Here is a 24668-nt window from a genome sequence, read left to right on the forward strand (position 1 = left end):
AGGTAAACCGCGCCAGCTAAAAGGAGTGACCATGCAACCGGAACCTGCCGGAATCGCCACGTCTGAGGCCAAGGTGCTGCCGGTGCGCGCCCGCTTCGGATCCTCGGAGGTGCCGGCTTCCCGCGCCACGCAGGACCGGATCGACATTCCCGAGTTCGCGCCCAACCCCGAGCCCGCGGGCGACATCAGCCCCGACCGGTTCCTGGACCGTGAACTCAGCTGGCTGGCCTTCAACGCGCGGGTGCTCGAACTTGCGGAGGATCCCGACCTCCACCTGCTGGAGCGGGTCAGCTTCCTCTCCATCTTCGCCTCCAACCTGGACGAGTTCTTCATGGTCCGTGTGGCCGGACTGAAGCGCCGGATCGCCACCGGCCTGGCCGTCCCGTCGCCGGCGGGCCTGAGCCCCATGCAGGTGCTGGACCAGATCGGTGACGCCGCCCACCGCCTCGCGCAGCGCCATGCACGGGTCTATGCGGAACAGATCCGGCCGGCACTGGCTTATGAGCACATCCACCTCATGCACTGGGATGAGCTCGACGACCAGGCCAAGGACCAGCTCAGCGCGATGTTCGCGGAGAAGGTCTTCCCGATCCTGACCCCGCTGGCCGTGGACCCGGCCCACCCCTTCCCCTACATCTCGGGGCTGTCCCTGAACCTGGCCGTGGTGGTCCGCAATCCGGTCAGCGACAAGGAGCTCTTCGCCCGCGTCAAGGTGCCGGACCAGCTGCCGCGCCTCATTTCCATCGACGGCCCGCGCGCCGGTTCGGTGCCCGGTCGGGTGGCCCGGTTCATCGCCCTCGAAGAAGTCATCGCCGTCCACCTCGACCAGCTGTTCGCCGGCATGGAGGTCCTGGAACACCACACCTTCCGCGTCACCCGCAACGAGGACGTTGAGGTCGAGGAGGACGACGCCGAGAACCTGCTGCAGGCGCTCGAAAAGGAACTGCTGCGGCGCCGGTTCGGTCCGCCCGTGCGCCTCGAAGTCACCAACGACATCAACCCGAACATCCGGGCCCTCCTGATCCGCGAACTGGGCGTGGAGGAGTCCGAGGTCTACTCCGTGCCTGCACCGTTGGACCTGCGGGGCCTGTCCGTCATCGCCGGGATCGACCGCGCAGACCTGCACTACCCGAAGCACGTGCCCCACACCTCGCGGTACCTGAACGAATCCGAAACATCCAAGGCGGCAAACGTGTTCGCCGCCATGCGCCGCCGGGACATCCTCCTGCACCACCCGTACGATTCCTTCTCCACGTCCGTCCAGGCCTTCCTGGAACAGGCCGCAGCGGACCCGAAGGTACAGGCCATCAAGCAGACCCTGTACCGCACGTCAGGTGACTCCCCCATCGTCGACGCCCTCATCGACGCGGCAGAGGCAGGCAAGCAGGTCCTGGCCCTGGTGGAAATCAAGGCCCGGTTCGATGAACAGGCCAACATCTCCTGGGCGCGGAAACTGGAACAGGCCGGCGTGCACGTGGTCTACGGCATTGTGGGCCTTAAGACCCACTGCAAGCTTTCCCTCGTGGTTCGCCAGGAAGTGGACGGCCTGCGGCGCTACTGCCACATCGGCACCGGCAACTACCATCCGCGCACGGCCCGTTACTACGAGGACCTCGGTCTGCTGACGGCCAACGAGCAGGTGGGCGAGGACCTCTCCAAACTCTTCAACCAGCTCTCCGGCTACGCTCCGAAGTCCACGTTCAAGCGGCTCCTGGTGGCGCCCCGTTCTGTGCGTTCCGGCCTCATCGACCGCATCGAGAAGGAAATCCGCAACGCCAAGGCAGGCATTTCAGCCAGGGTGCAGATCAAGGTCAACTCCATGGTGGACGAGGCCATCATCGATTCGCTCTACCGTGCATCGCAGGCGGGTGTGAACGTTGACGTGATCGTCCGCGGCATCTGTTCGCTGCGCCCCGGCATCCCCGGGCTCAGCGAAAACATCACGGTGCGCTCGGTGCTGGGACGGTTCCTGGAGCACTCCCGGGTGTTCGCCTTTGCCAACGGCGGCGAACCTGTGGTGTACATCGGTTCGGCAGACATGATGCACCGTAACCTTGACCGGCGGGTGGAGGCACTCGTCCAGCTGACCAGCGGCGACGACACGTCCTATGTGCTGGACATGCTCCGCCGCTATATGGACCCGGGAACGTCCAGCTGGCATCTGGACAGTGAGGGCGAATGGACCAGGCACCACCTCGGCGAGGACGGCAAGCTCCTGGAAGACGTGCAGTCCTGGCTCCTCGCTTCACGTTCCCGCCAGCGCCAGACGATAAGGCGGTAGGACCCTGGCCTCGAAGAGTGACGCCAAAAGCGAAGTCAGCAATGACACGGCGAACGACACGCTTACTCCGGACCAGACGGACCATCCCGGGGAACCGATTGCCGTCACCGCGGCGGGCGCGCTTCCTTGGCGCGTCAACAAAGACGTGCTCGAGGTCCTGCTGATTCACCGGCCCCGCTATGACGACTGGTCGTGGCCCAAAGGCAAGATCGACGCCGGTGAGACCATACCGGAGTGCGCGGTCCGCGAGATCGAAGAGGAGATCGGGATTACGGCCACCCTGGGCATACCCCTTCCTCCCATCCACTACCACGTGTCCGCCGGCCTGAAGGTAGTCCATTACTGGGCCGTGGACGTGGACGGTGCCATCCTTCGTCCGGATGGCAAGGAAGTGGACAGCGTGATGTGGTGTTCACCTGAAAAGGCTGCAACCCTGCTGAGCAATCCCGGTGACATTGCGCCGCTCGAGCACCTCGTGGCGGCCCACGCCCGCAAGGAACTGGACACGTGGCCGCTGCTGGTGGTCCGCCATGCCAAGGCCAAACCCCGCTCGTCCTGGACCAAGGCCGAAGGGGACCGTCCGCTCGCGGCCACCGGACTGCGGCAGGCACAGGCTGTCCGGCGGCTGCTCCACGTGTGGAAGCCCCTTCGGGTGCACTCGAGCCCGTGGCAGCGCTGCGTCGCCACCATTGCCCCCTACGCCAAGTCCGCGGATGCCAAAGTGAAACTGCACGACGCCCTGACGGAACACCGCCATGCCAGGAGCCCGAAGAAGACCGCGGCCGTGGTCGAAGCACTCTTCGACAAGCAGCGCGCCATCGCCCTGTGCACCCACCGGCCCGCGCTGCCCACCGTCATGTCGCAGTTGGGCGAGCACATGAACGGCCGGCTGCGCGCAATGCTGCCCACCGCAGACCCCTACCTGGCGCCCGGCGAGATCATCGTGTGCCATGTGGCCCGCGGCAACAGCAACAAAATTGTGGCAGTGGAACAGTTCAGGCCCTTTGACGACTGACTCGACGACGGGGGACGGACGGCGCTGCGGCCGCCGGTCACCCCGGCCAGGACCAGTCTTGACCCGGACATCTTTGTATCAAATACTTAGTACATTGATGCAAATCTGGGGGGATTATGCCGGTCCAATTCGAACTGCCGCCGATGCTGCTGCTGGGACCGCTGGCCGCCGCCGTCGTTCTTTACATCATCCTCAGGTGGGTGGTGTGGGAGCCCCGGATGGGCGCCTCCCCTGAGACTGTCTCCCAGCACGCGCTCTGGGTGGGCGTCATTGGCTGGATGACGAGTTCGCTGCAGGGCGCCATGAACATCGGCATCATTCCGGCGAACTCCGTCACCAGTCCGCTTATCAGCCCGCCCCTGACTGCCCCGGAGACGATCCTCCCCGCCCTTGCGTGGCCGGTCCTGGGCACCCTCGGGGTCCATGCGCTGGGCCAGCTCAGCTACCCGCGCCCCAGGGGTCCCCGCCGGAAGGCGAGCCTCCAGGTCCGGCACATGCGGGATTTCCTTCCGCTGCCGCTCGCCTGGACCACCCTGGCCATCTTCACGGCTGCGGCCGCCTACATCGCCTGGGCTGCCACGCTGCCGGCGTTCGATGCGATGCCCTACGGGACTGTGGCTGAGGACCCGCAGGGCTACCGGACAGTGGGCGGCGACGGCCGTATCCCGGGCATCACACTGGCGGCCTGGCTAGGCGGAGCCCTGGCGGTGCTGGCCGCAGGAACGTGGCTCGTGCTGCTGCTGATCGCCCGCCGCCGGCAGCTTGAGCAGCTGACAGAGCACGACAATTCACTGCTGCGGACCATCGCCATGAACAGGCTCCTGCGGACAGTCGCCACGGTGGCGTCCGGGCTCGCCGTCATCGCCGGAAACTACGTTGCCCGGCCGAACCCTGCCGCCGGCAGCACGTCCTGGACGAATTTCGCAGGCCTGGCGGGTGTCGCCGTGTTGCTGGCCATGCTGGTGTGGGCGCCACCGAAACTGGCGGGAACTGACGCGGCCGCCGCGGCCTTGCGGAACGCGAAGCACGGGCATTTCCGTTCCGCTCCGCACCCGGCAAGCAAGCTGGTTGTCTCCATCGGCGCCGCCCTGGGTGTTGCCGCCGCGTTGCCTCTGCTCGTAGGGATTTTCCTGGTCCCGGCCATCGTCGCTGCCGGCCCGTGGGGGCCCGCGGCCTTCGTGGCAGTGGCGGCGGGGCTGGTGCTGGTGGTTCTTGCCGCCGGGGAGCTGTTGCTTGAGCGGAATTACGCGAGCCCGGCTGAACCGCGGACCTGGCCACGGCAGCCGGTGGGTCCGGCGCTGCTCACCACGCTCATCCTCGCGGTGCTCGCCTTCGTGGCATCGCTGGTGGTCGCGGCGGCCGGGAACTCCCTCCTCGGCAGGGACACCGGTTGGTCCGTGCCGGCACTATTCGGCCTTGCGGGGGTCCTTCTCGCGGTCCCGGCATTCCTCGTGACCCGCCGGCGGCACGGCATCCCGGATGCTCCCGCCGGACTCGACGCCGCCTTGAGGGCCATCACCTTGAACCGGATCGTGCGCACGGTGTCGGCCATGTTCATGGCGCAGGCGGCCATGGCGCTGCTGGTGAACAGACACGCGTGGGCGGCTGTTTTCGGAGTTGCCCCGATGCCGTCCGTTCCGTGGTTTCCAGCCACGCTCGCGGGCACCGTCCTTGCATTCGCGGCGATCGCCACGGCCCTCGTGCCGGTCAGGCCCCGGAGCGGGTCCGGTTCCGGTCCGGTTCCCCGGCCGCGGAAGGACCGCGTCACATGACGGCCGGCATTGCTGTTGATCTGCGTTCGGCGGTGCCGCCGTATGAGCAGATCCGCCTGCAGGTCACCGCCTTGATTGCCGTGGGCTCCCTGGCCGCCGGCACCCGTTTGCCCACCGTCCGCAGCCTCGCGGCGGACCTCGGCATCGCGGCGGGAACGGTGGCGCGGGCCTACAAGGAACTCGAGCAGGCGGGCCTGATCGAAACGCGGCGGCGGAACGGCACCGTCGTCGTCGGGATGCCGGACGCCGGTCTCCCCCCGGACGGTGCCGTTACCGCGGACCTGATTGCCGCCGTCGACCGCTACATCGCTGAAGGCCGCACCGCGGGCCTCGATGACGGCGCGCTCGAAGGCATTCTGCGTGTGAGACTCGGCCTCAGTAGACTGGAACAGTGAGCATCCCAACGCCCTATGAAGACCTCCTGCGTGACGTCCTTGCCAACGGCACGCACAAATCTGACCGCACCGGCACCGGCACCCTCAGCGTGTTCGGCCGGCAGATGCGCTTTGACCTGAGCCAAAGCTTCCCGCTGGTCACCACCAAGCGCGTCCATTTCAAGTCCGTGGCCGTGGAACTGCTGTGGTTCCTCCGCGGTGAAACCAACGTGAAGTGGATGCAGGACCAGGGCGTCACCATCTGGAACGAATGGGCAGATGCTGACGGCGAACTGGGCCCCGTCTACGGTGTCCAGTGGCGCAGCTGGCCGACCCCCGACGGCGGCCACATCGACCAGATCGCCGAGCTGGTGGAGAACCTCAAGTCCAACCCGGACTCGCGCCGGCACATTGTTTCCGCATGGAACGTGGCCGAACTCCAGGACATGGCTCTGCCGCCGTGCCACGCCTTCTTCCAGTTCTACGTTGCGGACGGCAAGCTGTCCTGCCAGCTGTACCAGCGCTCCGCGGACACATTCCTGGGCGTCCCGTTCAACATCGCCTCGTATGCGCTGCTGACCTGCATGCTGGCCCAGCAGGTGGGGCTGGAACCGGGTGAGTTCGTCTGGACCGGCGGCGACGTTCACATCTACGACAACCACATGGACCAGGTGCTCAAGCAGCTGAAGCGGGAACCGTACGAATATCCGCAGCTGAAGATCCTCCGCAAGCCGGACTCCATTTTCGACTACACGCTGGACGACTTCGAAGTGGTCGGATACCAGCACCACCCTACGATTAAGGCGCCGATCGCAGTATGAGCACCGACAACGCCATGGATCCCCTGGCCTTCACTGAAAAAATCGCCGACGCCACCACCGGAGTGGGGCTCGTCTGGGCCCAGACCACGGCCGGCGTCATCGGCAAGGACGGCGACATGCCGTGGCACCTGCCCGAGGACATGAAGCACTTCACCCGGCTCACCAACGGGCACCCGGTGATCATGGGCCGCAAGACCTGGCTCTCATTCCCGGACAAGTATCGTCCGCTGCCCGGGCGCACGAACATTGTGGTGACGCGGCAGGAAGGCTGGGGTGACACGCCTGAGGCACAAGGCGCCCTCGCGGTGAAGTCGCTGGACGACGCACTGCTGGAATCCCAGTTCGCCCCCGGCCACGAAACCGTGTGGGTCCTCGGCGGCGGGGAAATCTTTGCACAGACCCTGGACATCGCCGATGTCGCGGTAGTGACGTTCATCGATTCGGAGACCGACGGCGACACCTATGCGCCGGAGCTCGGCTACGAATGGAAGCTGACCGCGAGTGAGCCCGCCACCGGCTGGCTCACGTCCGCTACCGGTACCCGGTACCGGTTCACCATGTGGCGTCGGACCGAGGCCTAGGAAGATGCTGAAGAAACCGGAAACGCTCTTTGTCCTGGGCTACATGCTGCTTCCGCTGCTGGCCCTTCTCTCCGCGATCGTGGGGCTCACCATGATCCTGGGCGGCAACAAGATCGCCGGGGCCATTGTGCTGGTGGTGGTCACGCAGGCGTTCGCTTTCGGCGCCTTCTACGCCCTGCGCCTCCGCAAGGCCGCTGTGCTGGAACAGCACGACGCCGAGTAGCGGCCCTGGCGGCACGCGGCCCATGCGATGGGGAGAGCGCCCCATCGCGGGCGCTGCCGTTTAGCTACTAGAGTCATGCGAGCAGCTTGACGATTATCCGCTGCTCAGAACCTTTGGGGGGGTGCCTTGTGGCAGGAAACTTGTGGGGCGCGGACGTTGCCCAGCTGCGGACTCTGGCGCAGCAGCTCGGCAAAACATCCGACAGCCTGCTTCAGCAGTCAACACAGCTGAGCAACCAGATCAACAACAACCCCGCGTGGAAGGGTCAGGACGCGGTCACGTTCCGCGCCGACTGGAACAGCAGCCACCGTGCCCTCATTCAGAGAACAGCGTTGGCTCTCAAGCAGGAGTCGAAGAAGCTGCTGACCCAGGCCGAGCAGCAGGAGAAGGCCAGCTCTGGCGGCGGCGACTCCGCTGGTACTTCGGGCTCCACCGGCGGAAGCACTCCATGGGGCCCGGATTGGCTGGCGGACTCCAACTCGCCGTTCAGGGAGGGCTGGGACAACTACAACGGCGTGCTGGGCCTAAAGACTGTCCCGTTCGGGATCCGCGATATGACGCAGTTCGCGGGCCGCTACGGCGACGAAGTCGCTGAAGCCTGGCGCGCCGGAGACCGCGCTGGCGCCCTGGCCACGATAAAAACCAAAGAACTGTGGGAGACCGCCGCACGGCAGGACACATTGCGTGGTTTCTTCTCCGGCACCCCTGACCTCCTTAGCGGAAAGTTCGGAGACCTCGCGCAGACGGCCCGCGGGGCGGATGCTGCAGAACTTTCAAAACTCGGAAAGTTCGGGCTTAACTCCGCCGGTCATCTGCTGGGTGTCGCGGGGGTAGGTCTCGACGGACTCGACACGGCAAATGCCATCCGCGAGGGCGAAACCGGCGATGCGCTTCGGTCCGGCGTGAAGACCGCACTCGGTATAGCTTCATTCGCTCCTCCGCCCGTTGGTGTGACCTGCATGGTGATCAGCGGAGCCTGGGCTGCTGTGGAGTTGATTCCGGGAGCCAGCGACTCCATCGACGCCACATTCGACGGGATCGGCAACTGGGCCGAAGACACGACCAAGAACATCGGCGATGGCGTCAAAGACTTTTTCGGCTGGTGAACGGCCGCGATGAGAGGGAATGCAACTATGACCGAAGTACAGGCAGTTGAGGACATATCACTGGGATTCGGCATCGCAGACATGGCCTACCTTCTGCAACTCCAGAACACCCAGGCATCGATCACCAGCGCGGCAATGCTTCGCCTCGGTGATGAAGCCAAAGAGGCAGGACTCGCACGTGCCGGCCTGTCATCCCTCATTGCGCGCGGACTCGCCAAGGTGGCCCCTGACTCTGCCGTGAGCTTCGATCCGCGCATCGATGTTGTTGCCTACACCGTCGCGAATGCCGTGCGGTGGACTCAACTGGATCTCCTGCAGTCAGCCGAAGTGGGAGATACTGTCCTTCAGATCGAGTCCGACAAAACAAGGCTCCTGCTTCAACCGAGGACCATGTTGACATGGTTCGCCGTGCCTCAGGATCCCGTTGTGTCGCCGGAAGCGGCTGGATCGTATGTGATCGCCCAGCACCTCCTGGAACACCCGGACGGCGGTGTGCGCATCCGTACCACCGGGCCTGCAGGGTCGGCAGAACTTCTCGTGCGCCGGGACGAGGACCACTGGGTTTACGCCCCGTTGGACGGTGACGTAGTCGGCACGCAGGCAATTGCCGCCGATGAGGCTGGCTTGACCGGCGCCCTCCGCGAACTGCGGGCCACCACCGGAAATGCTGCCCATGGAGAATGAAACAGCCACCAGGCGAAGAATCGATCGCGCGTACTACTTTGCCCAAGACGCGGAACGCCGAATATTCGTTTACACACGTGCGGAATGGGGCCTTGGTGGTGCCCAGCCTTTCGGCAACTACACAGCACGCAACGTCGTCACTATGGGCCTGGTGGTTGCTGGCCTGACCATCCCAGCACTCGCAGCTCCCCTGTTCCTGATCATGGGGATCATCGGGCTGAACATTGGCGCAATACTGCTTTCCCTGGTGTGCACGCTATTGTTCACGGGCGGTTGGTTACTCAGCGTCCAGTCCCTGCGAGGAGAGCTCCTTGCGCGCAGGCTTCGTCGTGAACGGGGGCTGCCTAAGCCCTATGTGATTGTCACCGATGATCAGGCCAGGCAGTGGTTCACGGCCTATCCGGGCAATGTCGCCGTCACGAGGGACAATTTCCCGGAGAGTACATACCCCTTTCCGGGCGAAGAAGACGAAGGCTGAATACACGGCACCCTTGGCTAGGAATTCTCTGTGAAACCTGATCGACCTGTTTTCCGGCGACCTGCCGGCACCCCATACGACCCAAACCGATTCAATGTGCGCCAGTACGAGGAGCAGCATGGTCCCGGAGGTGTTCCGGAAGGCTACGCGATGGCTGCCATAACGCCGTTGCAGAGCCCGCGACTGATCATCGCGGTTGGCGTCTTTCTTTTGTTTATGTCGGGAACCATGACGTATGGGGCGTTCGCGGCTGCAGCGGATTCGGAGCCCGGGCTGTCCGTCTACGCTGCCGTTATGGCCGGGCTGACTCTGGTCGCAGCGTGGTGGGCCTTCGAAAAGGCCGGCCGTCGTCGTCGCTGGCTTCCGGAACGGTCAGCGAGCGGACCCGACGGCGGTATTCGACCGAGAGCGTGAGCGGCAGGACGACGCCGTGCCGGCGCCCTCCAGATAACGGACTCACCGACAGCCAGGTGTTGGACCACATCCGATCGTTTCGACAGGACTAGCGTGCAGAACGACATTCCCGGCAGCAATTCGGCGGCCGGCGTGGTTCCGCATTGCCGTCCGCCGGACCGTGACGTAACCGACTGCGCCGTGCCGGTTCCGAAGTCTAAACTGGTCGAATGACTACAGCAGCTACCCCCTCCGTCGGCCTGGTCGGATGGCGCGGCATGGTCGGCTCCGTCCTGATGCAGCGCATGCAGGACGGAGCCGACTTCGCCAACATCAACCCGGTGTTCTTCTCCACCTCCAACGCCGGAGGTGCCGCCCCGACTCTCGCAGGCTCTGCCGCGGGCGCGGCCGGCAAGCTCGAGGACGCGTTCGACGTCGACACGCTGGCTAAGCTGCCGATTATCGTCACCGCCCAGGGCGGCGACTACACCAAGCAGGTCCACGGCGAGCTGCGCAGCCGCGGCTGGGACGGCCTCTGGATCGACGCCGCCTCCACCCTTCGCATGAACGACGACTCGATCATCGTGCTGGACCCCATCAACCGCGACGTCATCGACAAGGGCCTCGCCAACGGCACCAAGGACTTCATCGGCGGCAACTGCACCGTGTCCTGCATGCTGATGGGGCTCGGCGGCCTGTTCAAGAACGGCCTCGTCGAGTGGGGCACCTCCATGACCTACCAGGCTGCCTCCGGCGGCGGCGCCCGCCACATGCGCGAGCTGCTCAGCCAGTTCGGCACGCTCAACGCCGAGGTCAGCTCGGAACTGGATGACCCGGCGTCGGCCATCCTGGAAATCGACCGCAAGGTCCTGGCGCACCAGCGCACCGACATCGACGCGACACAGTTCGGCGTCCCGCTGGCCGGCTCCCTGATCCCCTGGATCGACGCGGACCTGGGCAACGGCCAGTCCAAGGAAGAGTGGAAGGCGGGCGTCGAGACCAACAAGATCCTCGGTACCGCCGGCGAGAACCACATCATGATGGACGGCCTGTGCATCCGGATCGGCGCCATGCGGTCGCACTCCCAGGCCCTCACCCTCAAACTCCGCGAAGACCTCTCCGTGGCCGAGATCGAGAAGCTCCTGGCCGAGGACAACGAGTGGGCCAAGGTCATTCCGAACACCAAGGAAGACTCCATGGCGGGCCTCACCCCCGTGGCCGCTTCCGGCACCCTGGACATTCCCGTGGGCCGCATCCGCAAGCTCGAAATGGGCCCGGAATACATCAGCGCCTTCACCGTGGGCGACCAGCTCCTCTGGGGCGCCGCCGAGCCGCTGCGCCGCATGCTCAACATCGCCACCGGTACGCTCTAGCGGAGGAACTTCACGTACCTTGCGGCCTGCAGCTCAAATGACTTTTGGGCCGCGGGCCGCAGTCCGTTAACCGTGTCGAACGGTTCAGGCACGACGGCGGCCGTCCGGCCGGATCCTTTCCGCGCCCACGTACCGACCACTTCCCCGCCGGCCACAATGGTCCTCTTGAACATCCCGTTGCCGCCGGGGACCACCTTTTGGGCGTGTTCGGGCGGCAGGACCAGTGACCGGTCCGTGTAGCCCAGCAGGAACTCGTCGAACCCCGGCAGCGCCAGCACGGAGCGCTGGCCTGGAACGCCGTCGTCGAGCAGCGCCGCGGTGGCGGGCGCCATCCAGTAGCTGGCTCCCTCGAACTCCAGCTCGACGAGCTGGTCCTTCACGGCCGCCAGCGCGCTGCGGACCTCCGTAACCGGGGTGCCGGACCACCAGGCGAAGTCGCGCTCCGTGGCCGGGCCGTGGCTGAGCATGTACCGCAACACCAGCTCGGCGATACCCTCGGAGCGGTCCAGTTCCCGGGATTTCGGAATCCACTCGTCGAACGCCTTGATGAGCTGTTGGTTCCCCGCGAGCGGTCCCTGGACGAGCCAGGCCCGCTGGCACAGGACCCCCAGCAGGTGGATGCCGCGCTGGCCATTCGTGGACTGCCCCGCTGCTTCAAAAGCCGCGAAGAGCTCCTGGCGGGTGGCCGCTCCGCCGCCCGAGACGAGTTCCAGCGCCGCCTCGCGGGCAACGTCCACGTCGCGGGCAGCAATCTCCAGCTCGCGGTGTCGCCCGCCCATTCCGCGCAGCAGGCGGTCGGCCGTGATGTCCAGGATCCACCGCAGGTCCTCGGGGGCCAGCAGGTGGAGTGTCCCGCGCATGGGCCACGAGCGGACAACCAGCCCTTCGTCCAGCGCAGACCGTACAGCGTCAACGCCGGCGTTGGGGACCCTCAGCCCCACGGCCCACAGGGCGGCCTGCAGGTCCTGGGCCTGCATGCCCGTCATCCACCGCACGGCCTCCGGCGGCGAGTCGAACCCCGGCGGCAGCAGTCCCTGCGCGGCCAGGCGCAGCCGTCCGATGACGTGCCGGGTGACCCTTGTCCTGACCTTGGTCCGTTCGCCAACTCCCATAGCCCCATCGTAGGTCGCGTGCGGGGCGATGCGGGTCTGTGGTCACTGGCAGTACACCGCAGGCTCCCAGCCGTCTTACAGCCGGGGTCCCTACGCTGGGTGGATGACCATCGGAGAGCTCTGGCCGCACCTGCGGCCCCTGTGCCGGGCCCTTGCCCTGCTGGGATGGGTCACCAGTGCCGCCGGAATGGGCGCGGGGCTCTCCATCGCCGTTGCCGGCGGAACAAGCCTCTCCCCCACCGTGCAGGCCCTGCAGTTCTTTTCGGCCGTGAGCATGGGAGTTGCCGTCCTCAGTTTTATCGCGGCCGCCCTGCTCCAGCCCCGGCACCGCGGCTGGCGCGCCGTTGACCACGACGGCGGCGGTGGCGCCCCTGAGCCGGGCAGCGAGATGCCGCCGACCGTCAAGAGTTTCCTGCTGGCTGCCTTCGCCCTGCTGGCGGGCGCTGTGGTGTTCGCCTGCGCCGGGCTGGTCCTCCGCAACGGCCCCAGTGCGCAGTCCGTGGCGTTTTGCCAGGTGTTCCTGCTGGGCGCAGCGGCTTCGGGGTTCACGTTCATGTTGTTCAGCAAGGTAGTTCCGCGCCATAGCGGGAACTGAGCGGGTGGTCCCTAAAGGTCGATCCCGATCAGCAGCGGTTCCGGGTGCAGTTCGATGCCAAAACGTTCGACGACGCCGGCCCTCACCTCACGTGCCACGGCCACCATGTCGGCCGCGCTCGCACCGCCCCGGTTGGTGATGGCCAGGGTGTGCTTGGTGGACAGCGAGGCCCGCCCGCCGGAGACGCTCCCGGCTTCCAGCCCGTATCCCTTCCCGAAGCCGGCATGGTCAATCAGCCACGCGGCTGACAGCTTCACCAGCCCGTCAGCTCCGGCCGGATACCGTGGAGCGTCCGCGGGGAGCGAATCGGCCGCTTCCGCGGGGACGATCGGATTGGTGAAGAACGATCCCGTGGAAAAGGTGTCGCGGTCCGCCGTATCCAGGACCATACCCTTGGACGCCCTGAGCCGCAGGACCTCCCGGCGCACGTCGTTGGAGTACGCCCTTTTTCCGGGCTCAACGCCAAGGGACTTCGCAAGCTCCGCGTACCTGATGGGGGCGCTCATCCGTCCCAGCGGCAGCTGGAACTCGACCGTGAGCACCACGTAGCGCGGGGAACCCTGGACCGTGGTCTGCTTCAGGATCGAATCCCGGTACCCGAACTTGAGCTCCGAATTCGTGAACGTACGGACGGCGTTCCGTTCCCGGTCCCAGGTCCGGACGGCGGCAATGGTCTGGGACACGTCCGAGCCGTAGGCGCCCACATTCTGCACGGGTGTGGCACCGGTGGACCCGGGGATGCCGGAAAGTGCTTCGATGCCGGACCATGCGTGGCGCACGGCATGCTCCACGAGGGCGTCCCAGTTGTGTCCGGCCTGGACCACGACGGCGACGCCGCCGCAGGAATCCTCGGCGGTGACGGTGAAGCCCTCAGATGCGATCCGGAGCACCGTGCCGGGGTACCCGTCGTCGGAAATGAGAAGGTTGGACCCGCCCGCGATGATCAGCAACTGCTCACCGGCGGCGTCTGCGGTGCGGACGGCGTCGATAATTTCCGGCTCCGTGCGGGCTTCGATGTAGTTGCCGGCGGGACCGCCGACGGCGGCAGTGGTCAGGTCGGAAAGCAAAGTCTGGGTCACCTGTCCAGCCTATCGGTCATTCGGAAGGGACCGGGATTCAGGAAAGTTTCTTGGCCACCGGCGAAAGCAGGAAACTGACCACCAGCATCACCATCACGGCAAGCAGGGAGTGGAGGATGCCGACGTGTTCGGCCAGCAGCCCCAGGAGGGGAGGTCCGCACAGGAACGCGCCGTAGCCGATGGTGGACACCACGGAGACGCGGGCAGCGGCTTTGACCGGATCATCGGCGGCCGCGGACATGCCGACGGGGAAACCGAGGGAAGCGCCGAGGCCCCAGACAGCCAGCGCCACGAAGGCCAGCCACGGCACGGGGGCGAACACGAACAGCCCCAGTCCGGCGACTGCCAGTGCTGCGCACCAGCGCATCACTGGAACCCTGCCAAAGCGGTCCAGGACCAGGGTGCCGGCAAATCGGCCGATGGTCATGAAGGTGACGAACAGCCCGTAGCCTGCAGCTCCGGCAGCGTCCGTCTGCCCGTGGCCGTCCGCCAGGGCCAGCGCCACCCAGTCGCCGGCCGCCCCTTCGGCAAGTGCGAGCCCGAGGACAAGCACGCCCAGCAGCAGGGTGCGCTTGTCACGCCAGGCCTGGGCGATCAGGCGTTTGTTGTCCAGCGGCTCCTCCGGGACGGCGTCCGTCTGCCGAACGATCGGAATTGGCCCGGTGGACGGGTCCTCGAACGTGTCTGTCCCGGAGGCCTTGAACGGGCGTTCCCCCTGGACCGGGGTGATGTCCGCACGGAACCAGGAAGCTGCGGTTGCCACCGAGCCGGCAACCAGGAGGCCGCCGGCGGCCAGGTGCCAGAACACGGGAATGCCGGCGCCCGCGGCCCAGGCGCCGAGCCCGGCTCCGGCCACCGTTCCGAGGCTGAAGGATCCGTGCAGCCGGGGCATGATGTGCCGGCGGACGGCGCGTTCCACCGCGGCGCCTTCGACATTGGACGCGGTGTTCCAGCTGGCGGTGCCCAGCCCGATGACCGCCAGGCCCGCGGCAACCGCCACCGGGCTGGCGAGCACGGACGTGCCGAATCCGGCCAGCAGCAGCCCGACGCCCACCATGATGCTGCCGATCCGGATGGTCCGCTTGGAGCCCAGCCGAAGGACGATGAGCCCCGAAGCAGAGACGGAGAGGAAAGAGCCGGCGGTCATGCAGAGCAGGAGCAGTCCGACGGTGCCCGGTGTCAGGTCCAGTCCGTCCCTGATGGCCGGGAGCCGGGACACCCAGGTGGAAAACGCGATTCCGCTGGCCCCGTAGGCCACCACCACGGCGTTCCGCCAGTGGGTGATCTCGGCAGCCGGGACGAAGACGTCCTTGCTCACGGCAGCATCCTCGTCAGGCACACCGTGTCACGCAAGCCTGACGACGGCCTGGGCCTTCACAAGGACCTTCTGTCCGGCGTAGACCACGGTGAGGTCCACGCGGACGGTGCCCGCATCGGCGTCGAGCGCGCCAATGGCGCCACTGACCTCTATGACGGCCCCCGGTTCGTCTGTGCCGGTGGTGTCCGTGACCAGGACCGGCTTGGTGAAGCGGGTCTGGTAATCAACGACGGCGGCGGGGTCGCCCGCCCAGTCGGTCACCAGCTGGACGGCGGCCCCCATGGTGAACATGCCGTGGGCAATAACGCCGGGCAGGCCCACACCAGTGGCGAAGGCTTCGTTCCAGTGGATGGGGTTGAAGTCGCCGGATGCGCCGGCATACTTCACCAGGTCCTGGCGGGTGACGGTGATGCTGCGGCTGCCGATGTCCTGGCCGACGGCGAGATCCGAGAGAACGGGGGCGATGGAGGCTGTGCTCATGGTTACTGTCCCTCTCCGCGGACCAGGATGGACGAGGTGGTGGTGGAGACGGCTTCCCGGGAAACGCCCGAGCCTACTGTGCCGTCGCCGGTGAGTACGAAGATTTCTGAACGAGTGGTGATCATCGCACCGCCGCCCATGGCGCGGACACCGTCCACGTGCAGCTCTGCAACGAGCCTGTCGCCGGCAACAATCGGGCGGTGGTGGACAAAGCGCTGGTCTGCGTGGACCACTCGGGAGAAGTCAATGCCGGACTCCGGATCCTCGATCAGCTGGGCGTCTGCGCGCTGGGCAATGATGATGGCGAAGGTGGGCGGCGCCACGAGGTCGCTGTGGCCAAGGGCTTTGGCTGCTTCCAGGTCGAAGTGCGCGGGATGGGTGGCCTTGACCGCCCTCGCGAACTCGCGGATCTTCTCGCGGCCGACGTCGTACACCTCTGCGGCAGGGTAGCTACGGCCCTGCAGATCCGGATTGATAGTCATGGCCTCAAGCCTATCGCTCCCCCGCCGCAGGACGGCGGCCGGTTACGAGGAGAGGTCAGGCTGCCGCCCGCCCCAGGGCGCGGTATGATGAATTCATCATTTCATCAATTCGCGCGGAGGCCTCCCCACCGGCTGCCGCAACACCAGTCGACAGCGGGTCCCCATGATTTCCCCGGCACAGGCACCTTTGTATGAAATCAAGGCCAACCTCTTCAAGGCCCTGGCCCATCCGGCGCGCATCAGGATCCTTGAGCTGCTTTCAGCCGCCCCGGACACCGCAGCCCCGGTCAGCTTCCTCCTGGCCGAAACGGGGCTGGAGGCCTCACACCTTTCCCAGCATCTGGCAACGCTGCGCCGGCACAGGGTGGTGACCTCGGTCCGCTCCGCGAATGCAGTGACTTACCGCCTGGCCCACCCCAAGATCGCAGAACTCCTGGCCATTGCCCGCACGTTCCTGCTGGACACCCTCGCGGACACCAATGAGCAGCTCCGCCTGGCGCAGGAGCTGCCTGGCGGGCATCTGGCCGGCCCTGGCGCTCAACTGTCCGGTCCGTCCTCGTGAGTGGGCTGCGCACACTGCGGGCGTTCCTGCCGTCCCGCCGCGACTACGACGGGCTGCGGTCCTCGTGGAAGTCGGACCTCACCGCCGGCATCACGGTCGGGATTGTGGCACTCCCCCTCGCGCTGGCCTTCGGCGTCAGCTCGGGCGTGGGTGCAGAAGCCGGGCTGATCACGGCAGTGGTGGCCGGACTGGTGGCCGCCGTCATGGGCGGGTCCAATGTCCAGGTGTCCGGCCCCACTGGCGCCATGGTGGTGGTCCTCGCCCCCGTGGTAGCCAGCCACGGTGCCGGCAGCATTCCGATTGTGTCGCTGCTGGCGGGGCTGATGGTTTGCGCGCTGGGCATCAGCGGACTGGGCCGCGCCGTCGCCTTCATCCCCTGGCCGGTGGTGGAAGGCTTCACTCTCGGCATTGCCGCCATCATCTTCCTCCAGCAGGTGCCCCTGGCCACCGGAACAGCGGGCATCCCGGGCCACAACACCCTCGTCGCGGCAGTCGAAGCCGCCTCGGGGGCGGCGTTCCCCACCGTCATCCAGACCCTCGCCGTGGTGGCGGGTGTGGGCGCCGTGATGTTCCTGCTCCCTAAGCTGAACAAAGCCCTGCCCGCGAGCCTGATCGCGGTTCTGCTGGCCACCGTGGCCGCGGAAATGCTTGGGCTGGACATCCCCCGAATCGGGGAGCTGCCGCATTCCCTGTCCGCGCCGTCCATGCCTTCCCTGGACGCGTCGACGCTGGGCGGGCTGCTGATGCCCGCGGTCTCCATCGCGGCGCTCGCCGCCATCGAGTCCTTGCTCTCCGCGCGGGTGGCGGCCGGAATGGTTGGACCGGACGGGAGGCCCTCGGGGGTTTACCGCCCCGACCGTGAGCTCACGGGACAGGGGCTGGCGTCCGTCGCGGCGGGGTTCTTTGGTGGAATGCCGGCTACGGGTGCCATCGCCCGGACCGCAGTCAACGTCCGGTCCGGCGCGAAGACCCGGCTCGCCGCGATTGTTCACGCGCTCGTTCTGCTGGCCATTATCTACCTGGCGGCCGGCCTGGTGGGGAAGATCCCGCTCGCGGTACTCGCCGGCATCCTGATGGTCACCGCCACGAGGATGGTCTCGACGCATACGGTGACAGCGATCATGCGTTCCACCCGGGCGGACGCCTTCGTGTTTGTCCTGACGGCCCTGATCACTGTTGCGTTCGACCTGATCGTGGCCATCGAGATCGGGCTCATCGCGGCGGCCCTCTTTACGCTGCGGAAATTCGCCTCGCTCAGCAGGGTGAAGCGCGAAGAAGTTCCGGGACCGCAGGTGGAGGGCGACAGGCACATAGCAATCTTCAGGCTGGACGGCGCCATGTTTTTCGGGGCGGCGGAACGGATCCTGCAGGAAATAAGCGAGGTCAAGGACATCCAGGTGGCCATCATCCGGCTGTCGCAGGTTCGGATGCTGGATGCCACGGGAGCGCACGCGCTGGTGGAGGTCATCTCAGCCCTGGAACTGCGCGGGATCACCGTCCTGCTGAAGGGCGTCCAGCCGGAGCACCTGGAACTGGTGACGAACGTGGGCGTGATCCGGTCCCTCCGGCACCACAAGCACCTGTTCACGTCGCTGCCGGCCGCCGTGGAGCACGCCCGGAGCCATGTCCTGCGGAACGCGGCCGCTACCGCTACCGCTTGAGGTTCTTCCGGACCTGCTGGCCGCGCACCACGATCCCCACAACGTGCAGGACCAGGCCGACGCCGATCACCGGCAAGGAGGCCACGGCGAGGCCCTGGTTGCCGGACGTGTTGCCCACCAGGTTGAGGACAATGCCAACAGCGATCAGGCCCATGGCACTGAAGACGAGCACTTTGTAGGCGGTGGACGCGGTGGCCCAGAATTCAGTCAGCACCGTCCCATTCTAGGTGCCTGGCCTACGTGCCAGCTTCAGAACAAAGACTCCTGCACCGCCGGCACCTCCGAGGAATGGTGGTCGCCGAGCTCCACGGTCCGCGCCCTCAACCGGCCGAGGTTCACCACGAACTCCAGGTCGGCGCCGTCCAGGGCCGCCACCGCGATGCTGCCGCTCACTGCCGCAATGCGGAATCCGTGTGCTCCGGCGTCCAGGTCATGCGGGTAGGCGTGCCGTGGCGCCGGCGTGCACGCGGCGTCGGCCAGTCCCGGCCGGGCCCACCGCTCGTCCACAGTTTCGAAACCTTCGACGCCGGCGCGCACCAGCAGTGCGCGGGCCTCGCCGGCCAGCCGCCGGTTCAGTGCATCCAGTTCGACGGCGGGTGCCGGGGCCACCAGCGCAGCGGCCTTGGCCGCCGAACGGACCTGCTGCGGCAGGCCGGCGTCGCGGGTCAGCATGTCTTCAAGAATCCGGACCACCCGGCCGTCGTCCGCGCGGGCCACATACCGGGCCACCACCGCCCCCTGCTCGGCCAGCCGGTTCCACTTCCGCAGGTTCGACGCAGTGCCCACCTTGCTGGCGCCGTTGGCGAACGTTGCCACATACAACCAGTGCTGCTGCATCAGGTAGGCGCGAAGCCCCTGGGGTACACCGCCGCCGCGGTGGAAGTCGTGGATGAGCCGGAAATCGTCCACCACGAAGCAGCGCTCGCACTGACTGCCTTTGACGGCCGGCGCCTTGGCCGGGCAGAGAACGTGGTCCCGGTGGGCCGGGCCGTGCACCTTATGGTGCCCAAGGCAGGACCTGCAGCCGGCGGCGACGCGGAAAGCCAGCCGGCTGCCGGCGTCGAGCTCCAGCTCCCGGAAACCGCCGGAAGGATCCTGCAGCCGCATTACCGGCGTCCCGCCGTCGCGCTTTCCGGACGGCGCGCCTTCCGCGGAACCGGGCGTCTGTGAAAAACCCGGCGGCGCACCATCCCAAAAGACCCCGTGCACCAGATAGCAGGTATCGGTCACGGGGTCTCCTTTGGCTGGCGGGCTGCCGGGGGCGCTAGAGCGCCGGCTGCACCCCAAAGGCTACCGCGAGCTTCATGATCTTCTCGGCGCGGCCCAGGCGGGGCAGGTCGGAACCGTCGCGGATGACGCGGCCGTTGGCCTCGAAGTCGGCCATGAAGTCCGTGGCCCAGGCGACATCCGACGGCGTCGGGCTGATGACTTCGTTGATGACGTGGGTCTGGTCAATGGCCAGGCAGAGCTTGCCGGTCATGCCCATCATCACGGTAATGCCCGTCTGCTCGCGCAGGATCGGGTGGTTGGTACCGACAGTGGGGCCGTCGATGGGGCCCGGGAGGTTGCCCACCCGGCTGGCAACAACCAGTTTGGCCCGCGGGTAGGCCATGGCCTCGGGGGTGGCCGCCATGCCGGTGTCGCGGCGGAAGTCGCCGGAACCGAAGGCCAGGCGGAAGGCGCCCTGGGCCTTGGCGATGTTGTTGGCTTCCTCGATGCCGACGGCGGACTCCACGAGCGGAATCACGGGGGTTTTGCCGTCCATGCGGTGGAAGCTCTCGGTGACCTGGTCAGCGGACTCGGTCTTGGCCAGCATGATGCCGAGCAGGCCCGGGGTGCCGCGCAGCCCGGCGAGGTCCGCAGCCCAGAACGGGCTGGTGGCGTCATTGATGCGCACCCAGGCCCGGCCGCCGGCGGTGAGCCAGTTGATGACGTGCTCGCGGGCGGTGTCCTTCTGCGAGGGGTCCACCGCGTCTTCGATGTCCAGGATGATCGAGTCCGCGCGCGACATGGCCGACACGTCAAAAAGCTCGGGCTTCATTGCGTTCACCAAAAGCCACGAACGGGCAATTTCGGCGGGGATGTTTCGTTCGGGCCGTGCGGTGTCGACGGCAGCGGAGGTAGAGGTGGTCATACTCCTACCGTATCCGCCCGGCATGCCCTAACGCGAAGTAACAGCTGTCCGCCCTGGAACAATACCGCGAACAATACGACCAAAATCCGGCACGTCCGGCGCGTCAAAGTCCTTCACGGGCCGTTACGGGGCGAAACCGGGCGTCTTGTGACCCGGCGTTGCGTCCTGTTTCCGCTCATTTCCGCGGGTTTCCCGGCGTGACAGCAACGCTTTTTTTGGCCGGAAAGGTGCGCTTACATCGTTCCAGCGGCAGGCAAACAAGCACCGCTGATTCACTCCAAACCTCCCCCAATGCTTACAAAGGATCCCCGAATGAAACGACACCTGACCATCATGAGTGCCGCGGCCGCCGTCGTCATCGCGATGACGGTGTCGGGCTGCGGGGGCAGCGCAGAAGCCGGTGCCGGCGGCGCCGCCGGTGGTGCCACCGAGGTGAAGGAGCTCCGCTACCAGGGCTGGGCCAACACGGTGACGCTCCCCGAGCTGGCCCAGGACCTCGGCTACTTCGGCGACGTCAAGCTCAACTGGGTGGGCAACACCATCAGCGGCCCGCAGGACATCCAGTCGGCAGCCACCGGGCAGACGGATTTCGGCGGTGCTTTCGCCGGGGCTGTTGTCAAGCTCGTGGAAGCGGGCGCCCCGGTGAAAGCGGTCATCAATTATTACGGCGAAGACGAGAAGACGTTCAACGGCTTTTACGTCAAGGAAGACAGCCCCATCCGCACCGCCCGGGACTTCATCGGCAAGAAGATCGCGGTGAACACGCTGGGCGCACACGCGGACGCCGTCATCAACACGTACCTGCAGAAGAACGGCCTGAGCGCCGAGGAAATCAAGCAGGTCCAGCTGGTGGTGGTCCCGCCGAACGACACCGAGGAAGCCATCCGCCGCGGCCAGGTGGACGCCGGGTCCCTCGGCAGCATCCTGCAGGACAAGGCAATCGCCAACGGCGGCCTGCGCTCGGTGTTCAGCGACGCCGAGCTCTTCGGCACCTTCGCCGGCGGCCCGTACGTGCTGCGCACCGACTTCATCGCCAAGAACCCTAACACCACACGGACGTTCACCACCGGCGTGGCGAAGGCCATCGAGTGGGAGCGGACCACGCCGCGCGAGGAAGTCATCGCCCGCTTCACCAAAATCCTGCAGGAGCGCGGACGGAACGAGAACCCGGCTGCCCTGCAGTACTGGAAGAGCGTGGGCGTGCCCGCGAAGGGCGAGATCAAGGACGAGGACTTCACCCGCTGGGGCAAATGGCTCAAGGACACCGGAATCGTCAAGGGCGAGCTCGACCCGAAAAAGATCTACACCAACGAGTTCAACGGACTGGTGAACCCATGAGCCACCGCACTCCTCATGCAGCCGACCGGGACAGCGAAAGGACAGTCATGACGCCGAAAATCAGCCTGCGCAACGTCACCAAGGAATTCGCGGTGCGCCAGGGCAAAACGACGAAGAAACAGGCCGGCCCGTCGGTGCTGACCGCCCTGGATGACCTCAGCCTGGACGTCGCCGCCGGAGAGTTCCTCACCCTCGTGGGGCCCAGCGGCTCCGGCAAGACCACCCTGCTGGACCTGCTCGCCGGCCTCTCCCGGCCCACGTCGGGCAGCGTGTTGGTGGACGGCAAGGAAGTGACAGGACCGGGGCCGGACCGCGCCGTCGTCTTCCAGCAGTACGCACTGTTCCCATGGCGGACTGCCTCCGCCAACGTCTCCATCGGCCTGGAGAACTCTGGCCTTTCACGGAAGGAACGGGCCGCCAAGGCCAGCGAATTCCTGGACCTCGTGGGGCTGGCGGGGTTCGAGGACCGCTATCCGCACGAACTGTCCGGCGGTATGAAGCAGCGCGTGGCCATCGCTAGGAGCCTCGCCTATGAGCCGGACATCCTGCTGATGGACGAGCCGTTTGCCGCCCTCGACGCGCAGACCCGCGAGCAGCTCCAGGACGAGCTGCTGCGGATCTGGAAGGCAACGGGCAAGACCATCGTCTTCATCACGCACGGAATCGACGAGGCCGTCTACCTCGGCCAGCGCGTGGCAGTCCTCAGCGCACGCCCGGGCCGGCTCAAGGAGTTTGTGGACATCAACATCCCGGACCGCGACGGCGGGGACGACGTCCGCTCGCACCCGGCCTTCGTGGAACACCGGCATCAGGTCTGGTCCCTCCTGCACGACGAGGTCAAGCTCGCCCAGGACTCCGGACACCGCAAGATCCTCCCCGATGGATCGGCCCCCGATGAACAACCCCAGGAAAGGAGCGCTGCCTGATGAGCGCTGTGTTGACCCGACCGCCTGAGGCGGCTGCCGCCGTCGAACGTCCATTGCAGGCGGGAGCCGGTCCGGAAAGCGGACCACGCCCGACGCCGGCCGGCCGGCTCGCTGCCCTGGCCGGGATCGCCGGACGGGCCGGCTGGAAATCGCTCGCCGTGCTGCTGTTCCTCGCGCTGTGGGAGCTGGGCCCGACGTACCTTGCCAGCCCCTCCACCCGGGTGTTCCTGCCGCCGCTGCACGAAGTGCTTGCTGCAGGCGCGAAGCTGCTGGAGAACGGGCAGCTGCAGAGCCACCTGCAGGCGAGCCTTACCCGCTCGGTGTCCGGCTTCAGCATCGCGGTGGTGTCCGCCGTCGTGCTGGGGCTGCTGATCGCCTGGTATGGCTGGCTCAGCTCGTTCCTGAACCCGCTGCTGGAACTGTTCCGCAACACGGCCACGCTGGCATTGCTCCCCGTGTTCACGCTGCTGCTGGGCATCGGCGAGGAATCGAAGATCACCATCGTGGCCTACGCGGCGTTCTTCCCGGTGCTGCTGAACACCATCGCCGGCGTCCGGACCGTGGATCCGCTGCTCATCCGGGCGGCGAGGTCGCTGGGGCTGAACAGCTTCAGGCTCTTCCAGAAGGTCATCCTGCCCTCGGCCGTCCCGACGATCTTCACGGGCATCAGGATGGCCGGCACATCCTCCATCCTGGTGCTGATCGCCGCCGAAATGGTGGGGGCCAAGGCCGGGCTGGGCTACCTGATCGTCAATTCCCAGATGAGCTTCCTGATCCCGGACATGTACGCCGGCATCCTCACCGTGTCCGTCCTGGGCCTCACGGTGAACGTCCTCCTGGTCGCCCTCGAGCGGCATTTCTCCCGCTGGCGCACCGCCGTCGGCTCCGGCAACTGACGCTTCAAACTGCATCATCCACACTCACCATCAACCAGTAAGGAAGAAGCAATGACCACCATCACCGAAACCAAGCTCGAATTCGCCAAACTGGGCTCCCGCATCGGGGCTGAAATCCGCGGCCTGGACCTGAGCGGGCACCTGTCCGCGGACACTGTGGCCCGGATCCGTGCCGCCCTGAACGAGCACAAGGCCCTGGTGTTCCGCGAGGCGAACATCCGCACGGACGAGGAGCAGGTGAAGTTCGCCAGCCACTTCGGTCCGCTCACCAAGGCACACCCCACCGTGGCCTCCGTGGAGGGGGAAGAGAACGTCCTGCCGGTGGACAGCGAGAACGGGTCGGCCAACAACTGGCACACCGATGTCACGTTCGTGGTGAACCCGCCGCAGGCATCAACGCTGCGCAGCATCGACCTGCCGGCGTACGGCGGGGAAACGCTGATCGCGTCCTCGGCCGGAGCGTACGCCGACCTGCCGGAGGAGCTGCGGAACTTCGCGGACACCCTGTGGGCCATCCACACCAACGACTACGACTACTCGGTGCCCAAGAACCTGGAGCACCAGAACGCCGAGGAACGGCGCAAGGAGTTCACCCGGCTGAAGTTCGAGACCGCCCACCCGGTGGTCCGGGTCCACCCGCTGACCGGCGAGCGCGGATTGTTCATTGGGGGCTTCGCGCAGCGGCTTCGGATCGTGGGGCTGTCCAACACCGAGTCGAAGGACATCATCCGGCTGCTGCAGGCCTACGTCACGCGTCCGGAGAACGTGGTGCGGGTGAACTGGGAGCCGAATCAGCTGGTGCTGTTCGACAACCGCATCACTCAGCACTACGCCCCGGACAACTACGACGGCCAGCCGCGCAAGCTCAACCGCGTCACCATTGCCGGCGACATTCCGGTGGGCGTGGACGGCAAGCAGAGCCAGGCCCTGCAGGGCGACTCGTCCACGTACTCGGTGGTGGCGCCGCTGTAGGTGCCGCGTCGG

The 24668-nt window shown here is 66.5% G+C and carries 26 protein-coding genes; 18 read left to right on the top strand and 8 right to left on the bottom strand.

All coding sequences use genetic code 11. From position 1 onward, the window contains the following. Positions 1–31: 31 nt before the first annotated feature. The 11 genes from AC07YR_RS06740 to asd all read left to right on the top strand — a co-directional run bounded on the left by AC07YR_RS06740 (position 32) and on the right by asd (position 11101). Complete coding sequence (locus AC07YR_RS06740) at positions 32–2281, top strand: RNA degradosome polyphosphate kinase (RefSeq protein ID WP_055799546.1); 2250 nt, start codon at positions 32–34, stop codon at positions 2279–2281. A gap of 97 nt (positions 2282–2378) precedes the next feature. Continuing rightward, positions 2379–3296 carry an NUDIX hydrolase gene (locus AC07YR_RS06745; protein ID WP_494733550.1) on the top strand — a complete coding sequence of 306 codons (918 nt, stop codon included), beginning with the start codon at positions 2379–2381 and terminating at the stop codon, positions 3294–3296. Positions 3297–3412: 116 nt separating this feature from the next. Then, on the top strand, positions 3413–5068 hold the full coding sequence (locus tag AC07YR_RS06750) for a hypothetical protein (protein WP_494733491.1): 1656 nt from the start codon (positions 3413–3415) through the stop codon (positions 5066–5068). After that, on the top strand, positions 5065–5463 hold the full coding sequence (locus AC07YR_RS06755; RefSeq protein ID WP_494733492.1) for a GntR family transcriptional regulator: 399 nt from the start codon (positions 5065–5067) through the stop codon (positions 5461–5463). Before AC07YR_RS06750 ends, AC07YR_RS06755 begins: the two co-directional genes overlap by 4 nt. Further along, positions 5460–6263 (top strand): thymidylate synthase, encoded by an 804-nt coding sequence (locus AC07YR_RS06760; RefSeq protein WP_028269617.1) that lies wholly within the window; start codon positions 5460–5462, stop codon positions 6261–6263. Before AC07YR_RS06755 ends, AC07YR_RS06760 begins: the two co-directional genes overlap by 4 nt. After that, on the top strand, positions 6260–6844 hold the full coding sequence (locus AC07YR_RS06765) for a dihydrofolate reductase (RefSeq protein ID WP_028269618.1): 585 nt from the start codon (positions 6260–6262) through the stop codon (positions 6842–6844). Before AC07YR_RS06760 ends, AC07YR_RS06765 begins: the two co-directional genes overlap by 4 nt. A gap of 4 nt (positions 6845–6848) precedes the next feature. Continuing rightward, the gene (locus tag AC07YR_RS06770; protein WP_028269619.1) at positions 6849–7067 is read left to right on the top strand and encodes an NF038396 family protein; all 219 of its coding nucleotides are present in this window, start codon (positions 6849–6851) and stop codon (positions 7065–7067) included. A gap of 128 nt (positions 7068–7195) precedes the next feature. Beyond that, positions 7196–8173 carry a WXG100 family type VII secretion target gene (locus AC07YR_RS06775; protein WP_494733493.1) on the top strand — a complete coding sequence of 326 codons (978 nt, stop codon included), beginning with the start codon at positions 7196–7198 and terminating at the stop codon, positions 8171–8173. Positions 8174–8200: 27 nt separating this feature from the next. Beyond that, a complete protein-coding gene (locus AC07YR_RS06780) occupies positions 8201–8857 on the top strand; it encodes a hypothetical protein (protein ID WP_494733494.1) in 657 nt (218 codons plus the stop codon). Further along, positions 8847–9335: a hypothetical protein gene (locus tag AC07YR_RS06785; RefSeq protein WP_494733495.1), complete on the top strand. Its 489-nt coding sequence runs from the start codon at positions 8847–8849 to the stop codon at positions 9333–9335. Before AC07YR_RS06780 ends, AC07YR_RS06785 begins: the two co-directional genes overlap by 11 nt. A gap of 623 nt (positions 9336–9958) precedes the next feature. After that, positions 9959–11101, top strand: coding sequence for an aspartate-semialdehyde dehydrogenase (gene asd / locus AC07YR_RS06790; RefSeq protein WP_494733496.1), 1143 nt, complete (start codon positions 9959–9961; stop codon positions 11099–11101). On the opposite strand, the gene AC07YR_RS06795 is transcribed toward asd, so the two are convergent. Further along, positions 11098–12213 carry a winged helix DNA-binding domain-containing protein gene (locus tag AC07YR_RS06795; protein WP_494733497.1) on the bottom strand — a complete coding sequence of 372 codons (1116 nt, stop codon included), beginning with the start codon at positions 12211–12213 and terminating at the stop codon, positions 11098–11100. The genes asd and AC07YR_RS06795 overlap by 4 nt on opposite strands. Before the next feature lie 103 nt (positions 12214–12316). Between AC07YR_RS06795 and AC07YR_RS06800 the strand changes: the two genes are divergently transcribed. Next, complete coding sequence (locus AC07YR_RS06800) at positions 12317–12808, top strand: hypothetical protein (RefSeq protein ID WP_436058269.1); 492 nt, start codon at positions 12317–12319, stop codon at positions 12806–12808. A gap of 11 nt (positions 12809–12819) precedes the next feature. Here AC07YR_RS06800 and AC07YR_RS06805 read toward each other — a convergent pair whose 3' ends face one another. The 4 genes from AC07YR_RS06805 to AC07YR_RS06820 are packed head-to-tail and all read right to left on the bottom strand — an operon-like array spanning position 12820 to position 16167. After that, positions 12820–13887 carry a UDP-N-acetylmuramate dehydrogenase gene (locus AC07YR_RS06805; RefSeq protein WP_494733498.1) on the bottom strand — a complete coding sequence of 356 codons (1068 nt, stop codon included), beginning with the start codon at positions 13885–13887 and terminating at the stop codon, positions 12820–12822. 37 nt (positions 13888–13924) lie between these two features. Further along, a complete protein-coding gene (locus AC07YR_RS06810) occupies positions 13925–15205 on the bottom strand; it encodes an MFS transporter (protein WP_436058271.1) in 1281 nt (426 codons plus the stop codon). A gap of 27 nt (positions 15206–15232) precedes the next feature. After that, complete coding sequence (locus tag AC07YR_RS06815; RefSeq protein WP_494733499.1) at positions 15233–15685, bottom strand: MaoC family dehydratase; 453 nt, start codon at positions 15683–15685, stop codon at positions 15233–15235. Positions 15686–15687: 2 nt separating this feature from the next. After that, positions 15688–16167 carry an FAS1-like dehydratase domain-containing protein gene (locus AC07YR_RS06820; protein WP_055799579.1) on the bottom strand — a complete coding sequence of 160 codons (480 nt, stop codon included), beginning with the start codon at positions 16165–16167 and terminating at the stop codon, positions 15688–15690. A gap of 163 nt (positions 16168–16330) precedes the next feature. On the opposite strand from AC07YR_RS06820, the gene AC07YR_RS06825 reads away from it, so the two are divergent. Then, positions 16331–16729 (top strand): ArsR/SmtB family transcription factor, encoded by a 399-nt coding sequence (locus AC07YR_RS06825; RefSeq protein ID WP_055799582.1) that lies wholly within the window; start codon positions 16331–16333, stop codon positions 16727–16729. Beyond that, positions 16726–18390 (top strand): SulP family inorganic anion transporter, encoded by a 1665-nt coding sequence (locus AC07YR_RS06830; protein ID WP_494733500.1) that lies wholly within the window; start codon positions 16726–16728, stop codon positions 18388–18390. Before AC07YR_RS06825 ends, AC07YR_RS06830 begins: the two co-directional genes overlap by 4 nt. On the opposite strand, the gene AC07YR_RS06835 is transcribed toward AC07YR_RS06830, so the two are convergent. From AC07YR_RS06835 to AC07YR_RS06845, 3 genes are read right to left on the bottom strand one after another with little or no spacing between them, the layout of a single operon-like run. Next, the gene (locus AC07YR_RS06835) at positions 18380–18604 is read right to left on the bottom strand and encodes a DUF3188 domain-containing protein (RefSeq protein ID WP_494733501.1); all 225 of its coding nucleotides are present in this window, start codon (positions 18602–18604) and stop codon (positions 18380–18382) included. The two genes, AC07YR_RS06830 and AC07YR_RS06835, sit on opposite strands and share 11 nt — an antisense overlap. Before the next feature lie 35 nt (positions 18605–18639). Beyond that, complete coding sequence (locus tag AC07YR_RS06840) at positions 18640–19620, bottom strand: DUF2797 domain-containing protein (protein ID WP_494733502.1); 981 nt, start codon at positions 19618–19620, stop codon at positions 18640–18642. Positions 19621–19654: 34 nt separating this feature from the next. Then, on the bottom strand, positions 19655–20524 hold the full coding sequence (locus AC07YR_RS06845; protein ID WP_055799588.1) for an HpcH/HpaI aldolase/citrate lyase family protein: 870 nt from the start codon (positions 20522–20524) through the stop codon (positions 19655–19657). A gap of 312 nt (positions 20525–20836) precedes the next feature. Here AC07YR_RS06845 and AC07YR_RS06850 point away from each other — a divergent pair, with 312 nt between their 5' ends. From AC07YR_RS06850 to AC07YR_RS06865, 4 genes are read left to right on the top strand one after another with little or no spacing between them, the layout of a single operon-like run. Then, on the top strand, positions 20837–21862 hold the full coding sequence (locus AC07YR_RS06850; RefSeq protein ID WP_494733503.1) for an ABC transporter substrate-binding protein: 1026 nt from the start codon (positions 20837–20839) through the stop codon (positions 21860–21862). Between the two features lie 47 nt (positions 21863–21909). Next, entirely contained in the window at positions 21910–22788 is an 879-nt protein-coding gene (locus AC07YR_RS06855) for an ABC transporter ATP-binding protein (RefSeq protein WP_494733504.1), read from the top strand. Then, entirely contained in the window at positions 22788–23684 is an 897-nt protein-coding gene (locus tag AC07YR_RS06860) for an ABC transporter permease (protein ID WP_494733505.1), read from the top strand. Before AC07YR_RS06855 ends, AC07YR_RS06860 begins: the two co-directional genes overlap by 1 nt. Positions 23685–23735: 51 nt before the next feature. After that, positions 23736–24656 carry a TauD/TfdA dioxygenase family protein gene (locus tag AC07YR_RS06865; protein ID WP_494733506.1) on the top strand — a complete coding sequence of 307 codons (921 nt, stop codon included), beginning with the start codon at positions 23736–23738 and terminating at the stop codon, positions 24654–24656. The last annotated feature ends 12 nt before the right edge of the window (positions 24657–24668 follow it).

The organism is Arthrobacter sp. GW460-12-1-14-TSB2 (assembly GCF_059423525.1).